Here is a 19117-nt window from a genome sequence, read left to right on the forward strand (position 1 = left end):
CTACTCTTCTCCTCCGGTGCTGTCTGCGGTCTCGTCGGCCGTCTCCGGGTCGGTCTCGACGGCGTCCACGGTGACGGCCAGGCCGCCCTCGGCGAAGCGCACCCGCAGGGTCTCGCCCAGGTCGGGTTCGGCCGCCGAGCGGACCACCGTGCCGTCGGCGCGCTGCACGATCGCGTACCCGCGGGCCAGGGTGGTGGCCGGGGACAGGGCGTGCAGGCGGGCCCGGGTGTGGCCCAGGTTCTCGGCGGCGCGGTCCAGGGACACCGCGAGGTTGCGCCGGGAGCGCTCGCGCAGGTCCAGGACCTGTTCGGTGAGGCGGTCGATCTCCCGGACCGGGTCGGCCAGCGCCGGCCGGGAGCGCATCGAGGCCAGCCAGGCGCTCTCCCGCTCCAGGGCCCCGGCCAGCACCCGGCGGCCGCGGTCGCGCAGCTGGCGGATGATCTCCAGCTGCTCCCCCACGTCCGGGACGGTCTTCTTGGCCGCGTCGGTGGGGGTGGAGGCGCGCAGGTCGGCGACATGGTCCAACAGCGGGGCGTCCTGCTCGTGGCCGATGGCGCTGACCACGGGGGTCCGGGCGGCGGCGACGGCGCGGACCATGGCCTCGTCGGAGAACGGCAGCAGGTCCTCCAGGGAGCCGCCGCCCCGGGCGATCACGATGACGTCCACCTCGGGGCGGGAGTCGAGGTCCTTGAGGGCGTCGACCACCTCGCGGACCGCGCGGTCGCCCTGGACGGCGACCTGGCGCACCTCGAAGCGCACGGCGGGCCAGCGGCGCCGGCTGTTCTCCAGGACGTCGCGCTCGGCCGCGGAGTCGCGTCCGCAGATCAGGCCGACGGTGCCCGGCAGGAACGGCAGCGGGCGCTTGCGCTCGGGGGCGAACAGCCCCTCGGCCTGGAGCGTGCGGCGCAGCTGCTCCAGGCGGGCCAGCAGCTCGCCCAGGCCGACGTGGCGGATCTCCAGGGCGCGCAGCGAGAACGTGCCGCGCACCTCGTAGAAGTCGGGCTTGGCGTGCACCACGACCCGGGCGCCCGCCTCCGGCGGGGGCTGCTGGGCGTCCAGGACGGACGTCTGGCAGACCACCCGCACCGAGACGTTGGCGACCGGGTCGCGCAGGGTGATGTAGGCCATGCGGCCGCGCCGGTTCAGCTCGGCGATCTGGCCCTCGACCCAGATGCGGCCCAGCCGGCCGATCCAGCCGCCGACGGCGTTGAGGACCACGCGGACCGGCTGCGGCGCCTCGGGGGAACTCTCCATGCCCATGACACCCGAGCCTAGGCCAGGGGTGCGACCGTTCCCCCGAGCCGCCGGGCGCCCGGCGGGTTCCGGGCCCGGGGCGGGCGGGCCCTACGGGGTGGCGTCGCCGCCGGAGGAGACGGAGTTGTTGCCGCCCAGGTCGGTGACCTCGGGCTCGCCGGAGGCGTAGTGGACGGTGTTGTCCGCGCCGATGACGTGGATGGAGTCGGCGGAGCCGATGTGCACCGTCAGGTTGCTGCCCGCGACGGTGACGGTGGTGCAGGAGCCGTTGAGGACGACCACGGCGTCCTCGGAGGCGATGTTGACGGCGCGGCCCTCGCAGTCCTCGGTGAGGTCGCCCCCGGTGACGTTGAGGACCTCGTCGCCGCCGACGCCCACGCCGCCCTCGCCGTCGACGGAGACCTCGCCCTCGCCGTTGTCGACGCTGACCCCGCCCTCGCCGTCGACGGAGACCTCGCTCTCGCCGTCGCGGACGCTCACACCGTCGGGGTCGACGGAGACGTCCTGTCCGCCGGGGAGGGAGAAGGAGCAGCCGGTGAGCCCGAAGGCCGCGGCCGTGGCGAGCACGGCGGCCAGGCGGGCCGGGGTGCGGAGGGCGGAAGCGGTCATGGCGGTGGGCCTTTCGAGCCGGGAACGGAGATGTCTCTCACCGGATGTGACGCTCCGGGCGCCGTCCGGGTTCCCGGTGCGGCGGCGGGGCCGCCGTCCCCGGCGGCCCCGCCGGTCCCCGGACCGCGCCCGGTTCCCCCGTTCGGGCACGGCGCGGGGGCCGGGATCAGGCCTCGGCGTCCTCCAGCTTGGCGATGCGGTTGTCGTACATCTTGATGAACTCGGGGCGGCCCTGGTGCGCGACCTCGTAGGCGCGCAGGTCGCGGACCTGCTCCACGGTGAGCTTGCGCAGGCGGGCGCGGACGGAGGGCAGGGTGAGCTCGTCGTAGGTGGGGACGGCCAGGTCCTCGGCGGCGGGCGCGTTCTCGCGGCGGACCTTCTCCAGGACCTCGGAGTCGGCGATCTCGGTCTTGGCCTCGGCCACGGCGAGCTCCTCGGCGACGGAATCGCCGCCGTCGGGCAGGTCGGCGGTGGCGGGGACGGCCGGCTCGGCCTCCTCCGCGGTCTCGGCCGCGGGCTTCTCCGCCACGGGCTCGGCGGCCTCGGCGGCGGCGGGCTTCTCAGCGGCGGGCTCGACGGGCTCCGCGGCAACGGGCTCGGCGGCCTCGACCGGCTCGGCGGCGACGGGCTCCGCGGCGGCGGCCTCGGCGGCGGGCTTCTCCTCGGCGGGCTCCGCGGCGGCGGGCGCGGCCGGGGCCGTCTCCTCCACCTCGGCGACCGGCGCCTTCTCCTCGGCCTCCGCCTTCTCCCCGGCCTTCACCGGAGCGGCGGCGGCCTCGGCGGGTTCCGCGGCGGCGGCCTCCTCGGCGCGGGGAGCGGCGGACTCGGGCGCGGCGGCCGTGTCCTTGCGCCCGAAAAGGCCCTTGAACAGGGTCGCGACTTTCGTGGCGAACGTCGGGTTCGACATGGGGCGGGGGCTCCTGATTGCTCTCGGCGGGGCGAATCGCACCCCGTGATCCGGCCGGGCCGGGTGAGGGCGAACCGCCTATAACACAATGCGATGGTGAACCAGGATAGAGGAGGGGAGAACACCATGAGCAGGGGATAAGTGAACGATTTCGCCACTTCGAAGCGGAACCGGAGGCCTCCTGTTGCGATACCGTCACCATTGACGCCGGGACACGGCCCACCGCGGCCGCCCGGGTCCCCCGCCCTGTCCGGACGTGCGCTCCCCCACGCCCGCGCGGCGCACCCGCGTACCCCACCTAGGATGTATTGCATGACAGCGACGACCACCGCCACCAAGCAACGCCGCGTGCTGCTCGCCAACCCCCGGGGTTACTGCGCCGGTGTGGACCGCGCGGTCATCACCGTCGAGAAGGCCCTGGAGCAGTACGGCGCCCCGATCTACGTCCGCAAGCAGATCGTGCACAACACGCACGTGGTGCGGACCCTGGAGGAGCGCGGCGCGATCTTCGTCGAGGAGACCGACGAGGTGCCCGAGGGCGCGATCGTCGTGTTCTCCGCGCACGGCGTCTCCCCGGCCGTCCACGTCGAGGCCGCCGACCGCGGCCTCAAGACGATCGACGCCACCTGCCCGCTGGTCACCAAGGTCCACAAGGAGGCCAAGCGCTTCGCGGCCGAGGACCGGGACATCGTCCTCATCGGGCACATCGGCCACGAGGAGGTCGAGGGCACCAGCGGCGAGGCCCCCGAGCACATCCAGATCGTGGAGAGCCCGGCCGAGGTCGACCGGCTCCAGGTGCGCAACCCCGACAACGTGTCCTGGCTGTCGCAGACCACCCTGTCGGTGGACGAGACCAACGAGACCGTCGACGCCCTGCGCCGCAAGTTCCCGAACCTGCTCGACCCGCCCAGCGACGACATCTGCTACGCCACCACCAACCGCCAGGTCGCCGTCAAGACGATGGCGCCCGAGTGCGAGCTGGTGATCGTGGTCGGCTCGGACAACTCCTCGAACTCGGTGCGGCTGGTGGAGGTCGCCCTGGCCGCCGGGGCCGACGCCTCCCACCTCATCGACAACGCCTCCCTCCTCAAGGAGGAGTGGCTGGAGGGCGTCACCACCGTGGGCGTCACCAGCGGCGCCTCGGTCCCCGACATCCTGGTCCGGGAGCTGCTGGACCGCCTGGCCGGGTACGGCTACGGCGACGTGTCCCTGGTGACCACCGCGGACGAGACCCTGACCTTCTCGCTGCCCAAGGAGCTGCGCCGCGACCTGCGCGCCGAGTAGCGGGACCCGACGGCGAAGGGGGCCCGGACCATGCGGTCCGGGCCCCCTTTCGTACGTCGTCGGGAGTCCCCCTCAGGAGTCCCCGGCCGGCTCCTCCGCGGCCCCTGCCCCGTCGCCCCCCTCGGCGTCCGTCTCCAGCCCGCCCGCGAAGTGCGCCAGCTCGTCCAGGTCGGCCGGGCCGGCCACCACCAGCGTGTACCCGTCCTCGCGCAGGACCAGGGCCGACCAGTCCTCGGACTCGTAGTGCTCCCACTCCCGGCCGCCGACCGCGACCGTGCCGGTCTCCTCCGCCCCCCTGGAGCGGTCCGCCACCACCGCGTCGGGGTCGCCGTCGCTCTGGGTGAACATCACGTGACTGTCGGCGGCGGTGGCGAACCCCACACTCCACTCGACCGGTCCGGCGGTCTCCAGGGTCGAGCTGGTGGGCGTCCACCCCTGCTCGGCGAGGTCGTCCGCGGGCATCGTCACCGGGTAGTCGGCGCTCCCGCGCAGCACCTCGGCCTCGGGCCGGTAGTCCACGGACGGGATGTTCTCCCCCGATCGCGTGGAGACCACGAACGCCAGCGCCAGGACGATGGCGATGATGACGCCCAGGGAGATGGCGTAGTTCTTGAAGGTCGCGCTGGACCGGCTGTACTCACTCATGACGGTTCCAGCTTGCCGCAGGTCGCGGCCCGCTCCGACCCGGGGTGCGGTTACCGCCCCGGCCCCGCAGGGCGGGTCCGGCGCGCCGGGCGGGGCCTCACGGCCGGTCGTCGTCGCGGCGCAGCGGCTGGAGCTGGTCGAGCAGCCGGGTGATGTCGTCGGCCAGGCGCAGGGAGTCGGCGTCGTCGCGGTTGACCACCTCGGCGACGGCCAGCAGCATCGCGCCGCTCACCACGATCAGCAGCGCCTCGTCCACCGGCTCGTCGGCCTTGCGGTACAGGGCGACGTTGCGGTCGGTCCACTGGGTGAGCCGGGCCCGCAGCTGGTACTCGAAACCGGGCGGGCCGTCACCGCTGAAGAACAGGCGTGTGGTCTCCCTCTCCTCGATGCAGCCGAGCAGGTAGGCGCGGGCGGCGATGTTCATCAGCCGGGTGGGGTCGCTCTCGCCGCGGGCCCGCGCGTCCACCACCGCCTGGTGGGTGCGCTCCTGCTGCCGCTGCTGGAACTCCTCGTACAGGGCGAGGTAGAGGTCGGCCTTGCCGGTGAAGTGGTGGTAGAGGCTGCCCACGCTGGCACCGGCGACGGCCACGACCTCGCTGACCCCGGCCTTGGCGAAGCCCACCGTGCGGAAGACCTGGGCGGCGGCCCTGAGCAGCGCGGTACGCGTCGCCGCGCCGCGCGGGGAGACCCGGGTCGGCCGGTCCGTCTTTTCCACTGTCATGCCTCACTCCCGTCCGGATCACGCCAGCGTAGACCTTACGCTTCCGACCGGACACGGGAGCGTGCCCGCCGAGGCGGCCGATCATGCCGGGTGACTACCCTAAGACGTGAATCCCACCCTGTCCCCGACGGAAGGCACCTTCCCATGTCACAGGCCGGCGGTCCCACCGCGCCCGACCGCAACCTCGCCCTCGAACTGGTCCGTGTGACCGAGACCGCGGCGCTGGCGGCCGCCCGCTGGGTCGGCAAGGGCGACAAGAACGGAGCCGACGGCGCGGCCGTGCGCGGCATGCGGCACATGATCAGCACCGTGTCGATGAACGGCACCGTCGTGATCGGCGAGGGCGAGAAGGACAACGCCCCGATGCTGTACAACGGCGAGCGCGTCGGCGACGGCGGCGGACACGACTGGGACGTGGCGGTCGACCCGATCGACGGCACCACCCTGACCGCGATGGGCATGCCCAACGCGATCGCCGTCATCGCGCTGAGCCCGCGCGGTTCGATGTTCGACCCGTCCGCCGTGTTCTACATGGAGAAGCTGGCCACCGGCCCCGAGGCCGCCGACGTAGTGGACATCGCCGCGCCCGTGGCCGACAACATCCGCGCGGTGGCGCGGGCCAAGGGCAAGTCGCCGCAGGACGTGACGGTCGTCATCCTCAACCGCCCGCGCCACGAGCAGATCGTCAAGGAGGTCCGCGACGCGGGCGCCCGGATCAAGTTCATCAGCGACGGCGACGTGGCGGGCGCGATCATGGCGGCCCGCGCCGGCACCGGCGTCGACCTGCTGCTGGGCATCGGCGGCACCCCGGAGGGCATCATCACGGCCTGCGCGATGAAGTGCCTGGGGGGCGTCATCCAGGGCCGCCTGTGGCCCAAGGACGACGCCGAGCGGGCCAAGGCCGTCGACGCCGGGCACGACCTGGACCGGGTGCTGTACACCGACGACCTGGTCTCGTCCGACGACGTGTTCTTCGCGGCGACCGGGATCACCGACGGCGAGCTGGTCGGCGGCGTGCGCTACGAGTCCTCGCGGGTCATCACCGACTCGCTGGTGATGCGCGGCCGCAGCGGCACCGTCCGCCAGGTGCTCAGCGAGCACCGGCTGAGCAAGCTGTCGGCCTACAGCGGCGTGGACCTGACCTCCGCCCCGCAGGCCTGACGGCCGCCCCACCCCCGACGGGTGGTCGGAGGACGGGCCCCGGAACCCCGTCACGCCGGCCACCCGTGTCACATGTCGCGCGGGAGTTCCCCCTTCCCTGTGAGAACCGCGGCGGGGGGAGGCGGCATCTGAAAGTTCGTTGGCAGCGCGGACACCGCGCCTGTGAGAAATCCGTCGGAGGTCCGATGTCCTATCCCGATCCCCCCCGGCAGCCCCAGTGGCAGCCGCCGAACCAGCCCGGGGGCCCCGTCCCCGGGCAGCCTCCGGCGCCCGGCGCCGTACCCCCCGGCGTGCCCGGACAGCAGTACGCCGCCCCGGGCGGCCCCGGCTTCCCCGGAGGCCCCGGTGGTCCGGGCGGGCCCGGCTTCCCCGGCGGACCGGTGCCGCCCGGGGCCCCGCGCAAGCGCAACCGCTGGCTCATCCCGGCCGCGGCCGGCACCGCCGTCGTGGTGATGGCCGGGACCGTGTGGGCCACGGTGTCCCTGGTCTCCTTCGGCGGCCCGCAGCCGGAGGAGGTGCTGCCCGGCAGCTCCATCGCCTTCGGCAAGGTCGACCTGGCGATCGACGGGTCGCAGGCGATCGAGCTGCTGGAGTTCGTCGACCGCCTCCCCGCCGAGGTCGTCGAGGAGACCGGGAGCCCCGACGGGGACATGACCGAGTTCTTCGCCGAGATGTTCGTGGACGCGTTCCCCGACAGCGCCCCGAGCCAGGACCGGGTCGAGGAGTGGATCGGCCAGCGCGCGGGCTTCTCGGTGTGGCCGACCTCCGGCGAGGCCGAGCTGGAGGAGGGGGCGGGGGTCGCCCTCGCCATCGCCCTGGCCGTGGAGGACCCGCGCTTGGCGGAGGAGGACTTCGCCGACATCGCCGCCGCCGAGGAGGACATCTTCTACTCGGTGGACGGCGACTACGTCGTCTTCACCCACTCCCAGGCCGCCCTGTCCGACCTGGAGGCGCAGGTACAGGAGCACGGGTCGCTGGCCGACGCCGACGTCTTCTCCGACGACATCGCGGGCGTCCCCGACGGCAGCCTGGCCCTGGCCTGGGCCGACCTGGGCGCGGCGATGGAGATCGAGTCGTTCGCCAACGAGTTCTCCGCCGACCTGGCCGCGGAGCCGGCCGACTTCTCCGGCCGGGCGACCGCTTCGGTGCGCGTGGACGGCGAGTACCTGGAGGCGCGGATGGACGCCTTCGCGTTCGAGGTCAACGAGGCCGACCTGTCATGGCTGGCGGAGACCCCGGGCGAGAGCGTGGCGGCGCTGGGCTCGCTGCCGGACGACACGGTGATGGCCCTGGGCGCCAGCGGGCTGGACCAGGCGCTGATCGACGCCTACAACAACGACGAGATCCCGCTCTTCAGCAGCTCCGGCCAGCAGCAGGAGTTCGAGCGCGAGTTCAACGGCATGGGCGTCTCCATGCCGGAGGGCATCAGCGACCTGCTGGGCTCCTCGACCGCGTTCGGCGTCACCGGGATCAGCCTGGACGACTTCTTCGGCGGCTACGGCGGCGAGCAGTTCTCGTTCCAGTACCGGGCGGTGGGCGGTGACGAGGCCGTCATCGGCGACTTCGTCGAGGCCATGGTCGCCGACCCGTACTCCACTCCCCCGGGCGTCTCCTCCGACGGCGACGCCGTGGTGGTCTCCCAGGGCAGCAGCGGCACCGGCCGCCTGTCCGACGACCCCGTCTTCCAGCAGACCATGCAGGAGATGGACGAGGCGATCGTGGCCGGGTACTTCGACATGCGCCAGGTCCTGACCCCGGAGGACGTGCAGACCCCCGAGGAGTGGGGGGCGCTCGGCCTGGCGCTGAGCGTCACCGACGAGGGGCAGCGCAGCAGCGTCGAACTGCGCTGGGCCCCCAGCGCGGGCTGACCGGGACCACGCACAGGGGGGAGCGGCCGCGGGCCGCTCCCCCCTTCGCGCTCTCCCGGTCAGGTGACCACGCGGCGGCGCATCTGCGACCCGGCGAGGAACCACATGAGCACGATGAACGCCAGCAGCACCCCGACGTGCAGCAGCGCCGCCCCGGCGGACAGGCCGCCGAAGACCGAGCCGCGGATGAGCTCCACCGCGTGGTAGAGCGGGTTGGCCACCGCCAGCCCCTGGACCCAGTCCGGCAGCTCGGTGAGCGGGAAGAACGTGCCCGCCACCAAGAACAGCGGTGTGAACAGGCCGCTGAACACGTAGTCCATGGACCGCACCGAGTTGATCACCGCCGAGATCCAGATCCCGAACAGGGCGAAGGCGAACCCGGCGAAGAACGCGATGAACGGCACCAGCAGGCCGCCCCAGCCGGGCCGCAGCCCGAACCCCATGGCGACCAGCAGCGGCACGCACCCGTAGACGCCCGAGCGCATCGCCAGCCACAGGGCCTCGCCGGTGACGAGCTCGCGCACGTCGACGGGGGCGGCGAGGATGCCCTCGTAGGTGTGCAGGAACCGGCGCTTGATGAAGGTGTTGATGACGGCGGGCATCATCGACTGGAACATCACCGACACCGCGACGATGCCGGTACCCAGGAAGTCGATGTAGCTGAAGCCCGCCAGGGTCCCGATGAGCGCGCCCATGCCGAACCCGAAGCAGAGCAGGTACAGGGTGGGCTCGACGACGGCGGCGAAGGTGGTGGCCCGCCAGGACCGCCCGTAGAGGATCCACTCGCGGGCGACGACGCCCAGGACGGCGTCGGCCTCGAACCGGCCGGGCCGGGCGTGCTCGTCGGGGCGGGCGTCCTCCCGGTCGCGCAGCCGCCGGGCGTCGGCGTGGTCGGTGCTCATTCCACGTTCTCCCCGGTCAGGGTGACGAACACGTCCTCCAGGTTGCTCGCGCGGCGCAGCGGCACGGGGAGCAGGTCCCGGAGCGACTGCGGGAGCTCCTCGGCGCGCAGGACCGAAACGGTGGTGCCGGTGCGCCGGGTGGTGAATCCGTGGTTTCTGATGCGTCCCTCCAGGGCGTCGATGCCCTCCCCGTCGGGGAGGTACTCCTCCACGGTGGTGCCCGCGTACTTGGCGACCAGGTCGGTGGGCGTGCCGCGTTCGATGATGCGTCCGGCGGCCATCAGGGCCACCTCGTCGGAGAGGCGCTCGGCCTCCTCGATGTAGTGGGTGGACATGAGCACCGTGGCGCCCTCCTGGCGCAGCGCGTCGATGACGCCCCACAGGTCCTGGCGGACCTGGGGGTCCAGGCCCACGGTGGGCTCGTCCATGAGGACCAGCTCGGGGCGGTGCAGCAGGGCGCGGACGATGAGGAGCCGGCGCCGCATGCCCCCGGACAGGTCCTCCACCACGGTGTCGCCGCGGTCGGAGAGCTGGGCGATGCGCATGGCCCGGGCGATGGCCTCGCGCCGGCGGGTGCGGGGCACCCGGTACAGGAACGAGAACATCCGCAGGTTCTGCTCGACGGTGAGCTCCTCGTCGAGGTTGTCGTGCTGGGGCACGACGCCCATCCGGGCGCGGGCCCACTTGGACTCGGCGGGGATCTCGTGGCCGAGGATGCGGATCTCGCCCTCGTCGGCCATGGACTGGGCGGTGAGCATCTTCATGGTCGTCGACTTGCCGGCGCCGTTGGGGCCCAGCAGGCCGAGCACGACGCCCTGGGGAACCTCCAGGTCGAGGCCGTCGACCGCGGTGAAGGATCCGAAACGCTTGACGACTCCGCGCAGGTGCAGGGCGGGGACGTCCGCGGCGGCCGACGCCGCCGCGCGGTCCGGGGTGTGGAGACCGGGTTCGGAAGAGGTCATGGGGCCCACGGTAGGTCGTGGGTGTGACGGAAATCCACGGATTTTACGCGCCAACGGGGGCACGGTGCCCGAAAAGGGGGGCCCTGTCCGCGGGCGGCGCCGCGGCGCCCCGGGTCACCGATCCGAGCCCCTTCACGAAAAATGCCGGAAATGCCGGAACACCGTTCCACCTCCCCCTTCCCGGCCTCGGCGGGCCGGTCGGCGGGCGGTCGAACGGTCAGCCGAAAAGGGATCCGGCCATTGCCCGGAACACCCGGAGAAAAACGGACGTCCGCTTTTCCCGGCGAAATCCCCGCCTTTCACGGAGACATACGCGCCGCGGCCTTTCCCGCCGCCCGGACGGCCCGGAGGCCCGGGGCCCCGGCCCGCCCCGCCGGGTGTCCCGCCTCACCCGGAAAATCCGTTGCCCCGCCCCGGGCCGCGGCCTACCATCGACGGCGACCTTGCAACAACGGACACCGAGGGACCCTCCCCGGTGAAGGGGAGAGTGTCTTGATGACCCGGAACGCGCCGAGCGCGCCTCACCAGAACCGGAACGCCCGCTCCGACCGGAGCCGCTGACCCGACCACCGAGTAGCGCTCGGCCTGCTCCCGCTGACCCGTTCCACCTCCAGCGAGGAGTTCCTCCGGTGTCCACCACCGAACCGAGCCCCACCCTGCGCACCGCCACCTTCACCTGCGTGCGCTGCGGCCTCACCGTCTCCGCCCTCGATCCCGACGGGCGCGGGCGCGACCACTGCCCCAGCTGTCTGAGCTCCCGGCACACCGTCGACCGCGTCGACGGCGGGGCCTCCGACTGCGGCGGGCGGATGGTGCCCATCTCCATCGCCGTGCCGCGCAGCGGCGCCTGGGTCCTCATCCACCGGTGCACCCGGTGCGACGAGCTGGCCGAGGCGGCCGTCGCGGCCGACGACAACCACCTCGTGCTCATGCGCATCGCGGTCCGGCCGCTGGCCGACCCGCCCTTCCCGCTCGACCTGTTCGGGGAGGTGTGACGTGGCACGACGCAACCGGGACCGCCGCGAACGGCGGCCCCAGCGGCCCAAGACCGTCCTGCACGCCCACGGCGAGGCGGGCCGGGCCGGGTCGTTCCGCTGCGCGGGCTGCCGGCTGGAGGTGCCCGCGACCGCTCCGGGCACCTCCCACCGCAACCACTGCCCGCACTGCCTGACCAGCCTGCACGTGGACCTGCGGGTCCCGGGCGACCGGGCCGCGGACTGCCGCGGCCCGATGTCCGCGGTGAGCATGGCCAGCCGCGCCGACGGCGAATGGATGCTGGTCCACCGCTGCGCCCGCTGCGGTGAGCTGAGCGTCAACCGGATCGCGGGCGACGACAACGCCCGCGCCCTGGTGCGGCTGGCGGTCCGCCCGCTGGCCGGGGCGCCGTCCGGGTTCGCTTCCGTGGCCCGCGACGCCCTGGTCCGGCTGTGAGCGCGGGTCCCGGACCCGGTCAGCCCCGCAGGGGCTCGAACGGGTCCGGGACCGCGCCGGTCCACCGGTGCAGTCGGGCGACACCCGTCTCCAGGGTGGTCCCGCCCTCTTCCCGGCGGCCGCGTTCGACCACGTAGAAGCGGCCGTCGCCGAGGGAGGCCAGTCCGTACGGCCCCCCGCTCACCGGCCAGCCGGACACCCCGGAGGGCTCGTGGACCTCGCCTCCCCGGCTCAGGTGCAGCAGCCACCCCCGCTCGTCCCGGGCCTGGCCCCGGATCGGGCCGTGCACGGGGCGGCGGGACCCGTCGACGACGTACAGCGAATGGTTGGGGAAGTCCGGCTTCACGCCGTTGTAGACCGCCATGTACCAGTCGCCGGTGGCCGCGTCGTACTCCAGGTTCTGCACCCCGTAGGTGGTGTTGCCGGTGTACACGAAGTACTTGCCCTCGGGGCGGCGGGGGCCGCTGGTGTGCGGGGCGTCCTGGTCCAGCGGGCGGTCCAGGCCGCGCCAGCGGGACACGTCGTACTGGAGCAGCACCTGGTGGTCGTTGTCCCCGCGGCCGGCGTTGGAGTACACGCCGTAGGCGACGGTCAGCATCGTCCGCCCGCCGGGGCGGCCGAACTCGGGGCCGAAGGAGACGCCGTCGATGCCGCTGCACCCGTACCGGTGGTCGGCGGTGTCGGCGACGTTGCCGTCGAAGACGCCGTCGCCGTCCATGTCGGCGGTGTAGTCGGCGGCGACCTCCTCCAGGTGGACGGTGGTGAGCACGCCGTCGTCCTCCGCGTCCATGCCCACCCGGGTGATGCGCTCGGGGTCGAAGACGGCGATGTAGAACGCCTCCGCCGCCTTGTACTCCAGGGAGCCGTAGACCCGGCCGTCGCGTTCGTCGACGTCGAGGTCGCCCAGGTGCCCGGTGAGCCCGGTGACGGTGCCGACGACCGTGCCGGACAGGTCGGTCTTGACGAGGGTGTCGGTGAAGGAGAAGTACATGTGCCCGCGTTCGGGGTCCAGGCCGATGCCCTGGACGTGCCCGGAGTCCCAGGCTCCGCCGTCCACCGAAGCCGGGAGGTCCGCGGCGGCGGCCGCGGCGGCGGTGGCGGTGACGGCCGGGGGTCCCGCGGGGGCGGGTTCGGCGGCGGCCGGGGCGGTGGCGGCCAGTGCCGCCAGTGCCGCTCCCAGGGCCACCGCCCGGTGGGTCGGGGTCTTCCACGTTCCGGTCGCGCGCATGGGGGGTCTCCGTCCTCCGCGTCCGTACTCGCAGCAACGGACCGGATGCTAGGAGTGCCCGGTGAACCGGGCGCGTGCGGCCGGGCGACGGTGTGGGGAACAGCGCGCGAACCCGTACCGGCGCCGGGGGCCCCGGTCGTCTAGGGTTGGCGGTGTGAGCGAGCGGATCCCCCCTGAACGGCTGCGGGCCTCCCACAGCGACCGCGAACGGGTGCTGAAGGTGCTGCGCGAGGCCGCCGCGGACGGGCGCCTGGACCTCGACGAGTTCCAGGAGCGCTCGGACAGGGCCCAGGAGGCCAGGACCCTCGGCGAGCTGCCGCCGCTCACCGCCGACCTGCTGCCCGCGCAGGAGCAGCCCATCCGCCTGGACCACCAGCCCGCCTTCGGGGTGTTCGGCACGGCCGTCCGCAGGGGGCGGTGGGTCGCCTACCCCGGCGACCTGGCCCTGGCGGTGGCGGGCCGGGTCGAGGTGGACATGCGTGAGGCGCTGCTGCTGCGCGGCCACCACCGGATGACCGTCACCGCGGTGCTGGGCCGGGTGGAGATCCTGGTGCCCGACGGGGTGGAGGTGCGCGTCAACGGCCGCTCCGTGCTGGGGCTGCGGAGCACCACGGCGCGGAGGTCGGACCTGTCCGATCCCCCGGTCCTGGAGATCAACGGGTTCTGCCTGCTGGGCACCGTCCGGATCAGGGCGCCCCGGCGGCCCTTCCTCACCCGGTTGCGGCGGCGCGAACGGCGTCCCGGCATCGGGTCCTGACCTGCCCCGATGTCAACATGATGCGCGTAACACCGCCTTGGCGGGGTGAGGTGGCGGTGTGCCCCCGTGCGTCTGGCAGGCTGGGATTCACAGGTTTTCCCAGGAGAGTGTGGTAGCCAATGAGTGAGTTCCGCATCGAGCACGACTCGATGGGTGAGGTCAAGGTCCCGGCCGACGCCAAGTGGCGTGCCCAGACCCAGCGCGCCGTCGAGAACTTCCCGATCTCGGGGCAGGGGCTGGAGGGCGCCCACATCGCCGCCCTGGGCCAGATCAAGGCCGCCGCCGCCAAGGTCAACGCCGAGCTGGGCGTCATCGGCGACGACCTGGGCAAGGCGATCCGCGAGGCCGCCCTCGAGGTCGCCGACGGCAAGTGGGACTCCGAGTTCCCGATCGACGTGTTCCAGACCGGTTCGGGCACGTCGAGCAACATGAACACCAACGAGGTCATCGCCACCATCGCCAAGGAGCGGACCGGCCTCGACGTCCACCCCAACGACCACGTCAACGCGTCGCAGTCCTCCAACGACGTCTTCCCCTCCTCCATCCACATCGCCGCCACCTCCGCGGTGATCAACGACCTGATCCCGGCGCTGCGCCACCTGGAGGGCGAGCTGACCCGCAAGTCCGTCGAGTTCGCCTCGGTGGTCAAGAGCGGCCGCACGCACCTGATGGACGCCACCCCGGTCACCCTGGGCCAGGAGTTCGCCGGGTACGCCGCCCAGGTCCGCTACGGCGTCGAGCGCCTGGAGGCCTCCCTGCCCCGGGTGGCCGAGCTGCCGCTGGGCGGCACCGCCGTGGGCACCGGCATCAACACGCCGGAGGGCTTCTCCGCCCGGGTGATCGCCGAGATCGCCGCGCACACCGGCCTGCCGCTGACCGAGGCCCGCGACCACTTCGAGGCCCAGGGGGCCCGCGACGGCCTGGTCGAGCTGTCCGGCCAGCTGCGGACCATCGCGGTCGGCTTCGCCAAGATCGCCAACGACGTCCGCTGGATGGGCTCGGGCCCGACCACCGGCCTGGGCGAGCTGTTCCTGCCCGACCTCCAGCCGGGCTCCTCGATCATGCCGGGCAAGGTCAACCCGGTGCTGTGCGAGGCCGTGCTCCAGGTGTCCTCGCAGGTCGTCGGCAACGACGCCGCGGTGGCCTTCGGCGGCGCCAGCGGCAACTTCGAGCTCAACGTGCAGCTGCCGCTGATCGCCCGCAACGTGCTGGAGTCGATCCGCCTGCTCGCCAACGTCTCGCGGGTGTTCGCCGACCGCTGTGTCGCCGGGATCGCCGCCAACGAGGAGCAGTGCCGCACCTACGCGGAGTCCTCCCCGTCGATCGTCACGCCGCTCAACCGCTACATCGGCTACGAGGAGGCCGCCAAGGTCGCCAAGCAGTCGCTGAAGGAGAAGAAGACCATCCGCCAGGTGGTCCTGGAGCGCGGCTACATCGCGGACGGCAAGCTCACCGAGGAGCAGCTCGACGCCGCCCTCGACGTCCTGAAGATGACCAACTCGCAGTAGGCGCCGCCGGGGTCCCGGGGCCGGGGGTCCCCGCCCTCCGGGACGCCGGACACGACGGCACCGGTCACCCGAGGTGACCGCGGGGCACCCCGCCGGGCGGGGTGCCCCGTCATGTGTCCGCGCCCTCCCCGGGGAGGGCGCGGGAAGGTGACACTTCCGTTCCGATGCCCACTGTTCAGGAACCTTCCCCATTCGGTAGGCGTCGGACATTCTTGACAGAGCACCCGTGAGCACGAGCCCGCGTCCGAGAGGGCAGTACATGTCGAGTAACAGCGACAGTGAGCGCATCGTCGCGAACCGTTACATCCTGCGCCGAGAACTCGGCCGGGGTGGCATGGGAGTGGTCTGGGAGGCGTTCGACCCCTCCCTGGACCGGACGGTCGCGATCAAACAGGTGCTCCTGCCCGATCACTTCACCGACGAGGAGCGCGCCGACGCCCACGCCAGGGTGCGCCGGGAGGCCCGGTCGGCGGCCCGGATCTCGCACCCCTCCGTGATCACCATCCACGACGTGTTCGACTTCGAGGGCGACCCGTGGGTCGTGATGGAGCTCGTCGAGGGCGGCTCCCTCCAGGACATGCTCGAACAGCGCGGCGCCCTGGACGTGGAGACCACCGCGACCATCGCCGAGGCCCTGCTCAAGGCGGTCCAGGCGGCCGACGCCGCCGGGGTCCTGCACCGGGACATCAAGCCCGGCAACATCATGATGTCCGCCGACGGCCGGGTCATCCTCACCGACTTCGGCATCGCCACGATGGAGGGCGGGCCGAGCATCACCCGCACCGGGGCGCTGATCGGGTCCCCCGAGTACATGCCGCCCGAGCGGCTGGAGGGCGGCCCCGCCGAGCACCGGGGCGACCTGTGGAGCATCGGCGTGACGCTGTTCGCCACGGTGGAGGGGCTCTCGCCCTTCCGCCGCGACTCCATCACCGCGGCCATCGCCGCGGTGCTGGGCTCCCCCCTGCCCCCCATGCGCCGGGCGGGCCGGCTCACCCCGGTGATCGCCGGCCTGCTGGAGCGCGACCCCGACCGGCGGCTGACCGTGGACGGGGCGCTGGCCCTGCTCGACGAACGCGGCGGGGCGGGCGCCGCCGCGGCGTACGCCGGCGGCCACTTCCCGGGTCCCGGCCCGGCCTCCGACAGCGGTCCGGTGACGGCGGCGAGCGGCGGGTACCCGAGCGGTCCCCTCACCGGCCCGGGGACCGGGTACCCCAGCGGTCCGATCCCCGGCGGCCCGGTCGGCGGCCACCCCAGCGGCCCCCTCACGGGACCGACCGGCGGCCACCCGGCCGGCCCCGGCCCGGGGGCGACCAGCGGCCCCCTGAGCGGACCGCACCCGGGCATGGGCGGTCCGAGCGGCCCGCACACCCCGCCGCGCCCGTTCCCGCCCCACGGTCCGACGACCCCGGGCACCCCCTTCGGCCCCTCGCGGCCGCAGCCGTCCTTCGCCTCGCACAGCGGCGGCCACGGCCCGGGCCACGGCGGCCCCACCGGCGGACAGGGCACCCTGGCGCCGCCCCGGCCCCCGGCGCGGTCCTCCGGCGGTGTGAACAAGCTGCTCATCGGCCTGGGCTGCGGCGTCCTCGCGCTGGTGCTCATCGCGGTGGTCGCGGTGGGCGGCATGCTGCTGTCGAACAGCGGCGCGGAGGACCCCGACCCGCAGGCCGACCCGTCGGAGAGCGCGCTCCCCGGCGAGCAGGGCGCCCCCGTGGAGCCCACCCCCTCGAACGTGCCCGACGACGCCGGGGACGACCAGGACGGCCCGCCGTCCTACGAGGAGATGGAGACCTTCGAGTCCCAGTGGTTCGACGTGGAGTACCCCGAGACCTGGACGGTGGACGACAGCAGGATCGACGAGAGCCTCGTCGTGTTCGTCGCCCCCGGGTCCGACCACCAGGTGTGGGTCGCCGGGTGGACCGAGGAGGAGTTCACCGGGACCAGCGCCGAGTACCTGGAGGAGACCAAGGGCGGCACCGACGTCGAGGGCGACGTGACCACCGACTACCTCCAGCTCAACCTGCACGAGTTCGGGGAGGACGAGTACGAGGACGGCTGGGACGTCGCGCTGGTCCGGTCCAACCTCACCAACGACACGTGGCCGAGCCCGGCCCGCCGCTTCTGGGCCTACGCGGTCAGCATGGACCACCAGGGCGAGCGGGTGTTCTACATGGTCACGGTCAACGTGCCGCGCGGCGACTCGGGCTACTACGAGGAGCTGCCCGGCGAGGTGATGGACTCGTTCGAGCCGCACCTGTGACCGGTGCCGGACACCGCGACGGCCCCCGGCGATCGCCGGGGGCCGTCGTGCGCGTCGGGATCAGTACCAGCCGACGGACTGGGAGTGGGCCCAGGCACCGCAGGGGGTGCCGTAGCGGCCCTTGATGTAGTCGATGCCCCAGGCGATCTGGGTGGCGGGGTTGGTCTGCCAGTCCGAGCCGTGGGACGCCATCTTGCTGCCGGGAAGCGCCTGCGGGATGCCGTAGGCACCCGAGCTGGGGTTCTCGGCCAGGTGGTTCCAGTTGCTCTCCTTCTGCCAGAGCGGCTGGAGGCAGTCGGTGAACTCGCTCTCGGGCCAGCCCTCGGCGAGGACCATGTCCAGGGCCAGGCCCTGGGCGTCGCCCGTGAAGGCGGGGGTCTCGGGCTCCTCGGGCTCCTCCTCGATGTCCTGGGCCTCGGAGGCGGTGGTCTGGGTCCGGGCCCCGACGGCGGCGTCGCGCTCGGCGCGGGCCTCGTCGCGGGCGGCCTGGAGTTCTTCCTCGGTCGGCTGCTCGGAGGACGAGAAGAAGTCGTCCTCGACGGCCTCCTCGGCGGGGGCCTCCTCGTCCGGGACGGCGGCGCTGGCCGCCACCTCCGGGTCGACGCCCTCGTCCGCGAACGCGGAGACGGCGAACGTCGCGCCCGCGACGAGGGTGGCCGCACCGATGGCCGCCGTACTGCGCAGCGACATGCGGTTGAGTAACACGGTTACCTTTCCCAAGAGGGGGTCATGGGGCGGGAAAGCCCTATTAATACCAGTTGTTCGCCTGGGAGTGGGCCCACGCACCGCACGGGGTGCCGTAGCGGCCCTTGATGTAGTCGATGCCCCAGGCGATCTGGGTGGCGGGGTTGGTCCGCCAGTCCGAGCCGTGGGACGCCATCTTGTCGCCGGGGAGCGACTGGGGGATCCCGTAGGCGCCCGAGCTCGGGTTCTCGGCCAGGTGGTTCCAGCCGCTCTCCTTCTGCCACAGCGGTTCGAGGCAGTCGGTGAACTCGCTCTCGGACCAGCCCTCGGCGAGGACCATCTCCAGGGCGATCTCCTTGGCCGACCCGGCGGGGACCGGGGTGCCGGAGCCGCCGGAGGATCCGCTGTCCCGCGGCTCGGGGTCGGGCTCGGGTTCGGGCTCCTCGAGGATGTCGGAGGCCTGTGCGTCGCCGCTCAGGACCGCGTCGCGCCCGGCCTGCTCGGCGGACTCGCGGGCCTGTTCGAGGTCCTCCTGCCGGCGCTGCGGGTCGGCTGCGGCCGGGGTCTGGAAGAAGTCGTCGTTCTCCTGGGCGGTCGGGACCGGGGAGGGCTCCGGCGGCAGGGCCGCCGAGGCCGCGTCACGGGGGTCGGGGGTCCCGGAGTCGGCGAAGGCCGCGACACCGAAGGTGCCCGCGGCGACCAGGACCGCGGCGCCTGCGGCGCCCGCGTAACGCAACTGAATCCGTGGGAGTGGCAAGATCGCCCTTTCGCGTAGACGGCCGCACGCGCCTACGGGACGCCCGGCCGGGCCGGGGCCGCGCGCGTGCGGTGGATCTCCGCCGTCGGCCTCGGGGCCGGGAGAGAAGGGGGACGGGCGCGATCGCGCTCCGCCCGCACGGCGGGTCCGCACGGTGGGGGTGCTCTGTGCAGCGGATTCAG

18 protein-coding genes are annotated in these 19117 nt (G+C 73.1%); 8 read left to right on the plus strand and 10 right to left on the minus strand.

The window, feature by feature from the left end:
- From xseA to KGD84_RS27350, 3 genes are all read right to left on the minus strand, one after another.
- Positions 1-1260: an exodeoxyribonuclease VII large subunit gene (gene xseA, locus KGD84_RS27340; protein ID WP_220563216.1), complete on the minus strand. Its 1260-nt coding sequence runs from the start codon at positions 1258-1260 to the stop codon at positions 1-3.
- A gap of 84 nt (positions 1261-1344) precedes the next feature.
- Positions 1345-1863 (minus strand): DUF3060 domain-containing protein, encoded by a 519-nt coding sequence (locus KGD84_RS27345; RefSeq protein WP_220563217.1) that lies wholly within the window; start codon positions 1861-1863, stop codon positions 1345-1347.
- Positions 1864-2029: 166 nt separating this feature from the next.
- Entirely contained in the window at positions 2030-2770 is a 741-nt protein-coding gene (locus KGD84_RS27350) for a DUF8129 domain-containing protein (RefSeq protein WP_220563218.1), read from the minus strand.
- A 312-nt stretch (positions 2771-3082) separates the two neighbouring features.
- On the opposite strand from KGD84_RS27350, the gene KGD84_RS27355 reads away from it, so the two are divergent.
- Entirely contained in the window at positions 3083-4054 is a 972-nt protein-coding gene (locus KGD84_RS27355; RefSeq protein WP_220563219.1) for a 4-hydroxy-3-methylbut-2-enyl diphosphate reductase, read from the plus strand.
- Positions 4055-4126: 72 nt separating this feature from the next.
- Here the strand turns inward: KGD84_RS27355 and KGD84_RS27360 are convergent, their stop codons facing one another.
- Positions 4127-4699, minus strand: a complete 573-nt coding sequence (locus KGD84_RS27360; protein ID WP_220563220.1) for a DUF4245 domain-containing protein — start codon at positions 4697-4699, stop codon at positions 4127-4129.
- A gap of 97 nt (positions 4700-4796) precedes the next feature.
- Entirely contained in the window at positions 4797-5414 is a 618-nt protein-coding gene (locus tag KGD84_RS27365) for a TetR/AcrR family transcriptional regulator (protein WP_220565344.1), read from the minus strand.
- Positions 5415-5564: 150 nt separating this feature from the next.
- On the opposite strand from KGD84_RS27365, the gene glpX reads away from it, so the two are divergent.
- Positions 5565-6581, plus strand: coding sequence for a class II fructose-bisphosphatase (gene glpX, locus KGD84_RS27370; protein WP_220563221.1), 1017 nt, complete (start codon positions 5565-5567; stop codon positions 6579-6581).
- Between the two features lie 290 nt (positions 6582-6871).
- Entirely contained in the window at positions 6872-8449 is a 1578-nt protein-coding gene (locus tag KGD84_RS27375; RefSeq protein WP_338151191.1) for a hypothetical protein, read from the plus strand.
- Positions 8450-8508: 59 nt separating this feature from the next.
- Here the strand turns inward: KGD84_RS27375 and KGD84_RS27380 are convergent, their stop codons facing one another.
- Both KGD84_RS27380 and KGD84_RS27385 read right to left on the minus strand, forming a co-directional pair.
- The gene (locus tag KGD84_RS27380) at positions 8509-9351 is read right to left on the minus strand and encodes an ABC transporter permease (protein ID WP_220563223.1); all 843 of its coding nucleotides are present in this window, start codon (positions 9349-9351) and stop codon (positions 8509-8511) included.
- Complete coding sequence (locus KGD84_RS27385) at positions 9348-10313, minus strand: ABC transporter ATP-binding protein (protein WP_220563224.1); 966 nt, start codon at positions 10311-10313, stop codon at positions 9348-9350. Before KGD84_RS27385 ends, KGD84_RS27380 begins: the two co-directional genes overlap by 4 nt.
- A gap of 629 nt (positions 10314-10942) precedes the next feature.
- Here KGD84_RS27385 and KGD84_RS27390 point away from each other — a divergent pair.
- Together KGD84_RS27390 and KGD84_RS27395 are read left to right on the plus strand one after the other, a co-directional pair.
- A complete protein-coding gene (locus tag KGD84_RS27390; protein ID WP_220563225.1) occupies positions 10943-11308 on the plus strand; it encodes an RNHCP domain-containing protein in 366 nt (121 codons plus the stop codon).
- Between the two features lies 1 nt (position 11309).
- Positions 11310-11744, plus strand: coding sequence for an RNHCP domain-containing protein (locus KGD84_RS27395; RefSeq protein ID WP_220563226.1), 435 nt, complete (start codon positions 11310-11312; stop codon positions 11742-11744).
- 19 nt (positions 11745-11763) lie between these two features.
- On the opposite strand, the gene KGD84_RS27400 is transcribed toward KGD84_RS27395, so the two are convergent.
- Positions 11764-12972 carry a hypothetical protein gene (locus KGD84_RS27400; protein ID WP_220563227.1) on the minus strand — a complete coding sequence of 403 codons (1209 nt, stop codon included), beginning with the start codon at positions 12970-12972 and terminating at the stop codon, positions 11764-11766.
- A gap of 166 nt (positions 12973-13138) precedes the next feature.
- Here KGD84_RS27400 and KGD84_RS27405 point away from each other — a divergent pair, with 166 nt between their 5' ends.
- The 3 genes from KGD84_RS27405 (at position 13139) to KGD84_RS27415 (ending at position 17494) form a co-directional block, all read left to right on the plus strand.
- Positions 13139-13729, plus strand: coding sequence for a DUF1707 SHOCT-like domain-containing protein (locus KGD84_RS27405; RefSeq protein ID WP_220565345.1), 591 nt, complete (start codon positions 13139-13141; stop codon positions 13727-13729).
- A 119-nt stretch (positions 13730-13848) separates the two neighbouring features.
- A complete protein-coding gene (locus KGD84_RS27410) occupies positions 13849-15237 on the plus strand; it encodes a class II fumarate hydratase (protein ID WP_220563228.1) in 1389 nt (462 codons plus the stop codon).
- A 259-nt stretch (positions 15238-15496) separates the two neighbouring features.
- Positions 15497-17494, plus strand: a complete 1998-nt coding sequence (locus tag KGD84_RS27415) for a serine/threonine-protein kinase (protein ID WP_220563229.1) — start codon at positions 15497-15499, stop codon at positions 17492-17494.
- Between the two features lie 60 nt (positions 17495-17554).
- Here KGD84_RS27415 and KGD84_RS27420 read toward each other — a convergent pair whose 3' ends face one another.
- Together KGD84_RS27420 and KGD84_RS27425 are read right to left on the minus strand one after the other, a co-directional pair.
- Entirely contained in the window at positions 17555-18199 is a 645-nt protein-coding gene (locus KGD84_RS27420) for an aggregation-promoting factor C-terminal-like domain-containing protein (RefSeq protein WP_370634596.1), read from the minus strand.
- 43 nt (positions 18200-18242) lie between these two features.
- Positions 18243-18935, minus strand: a complete 693-nt coding sequence (locus tag KGD84_RS27425; protein ID WP_220563230.1) for a lytic transglycosylase domain-containing protein — start codon at positions 18933-18935, stop codon at positions 18243-18245.
- Positions 18936-19117 lie beyond the last annotated feature (182 nt).

Origin of the sequence: Nocardiopsis changdeensis (assembly GCF_018316655.1) — a bacterium.
GTDB lineage: Bacteria > Actinomycetota > Actinomycetes > Streptosporangiales > Streptosporangiaceae > Nocardiopsis > Nocardiopsis changdeensis.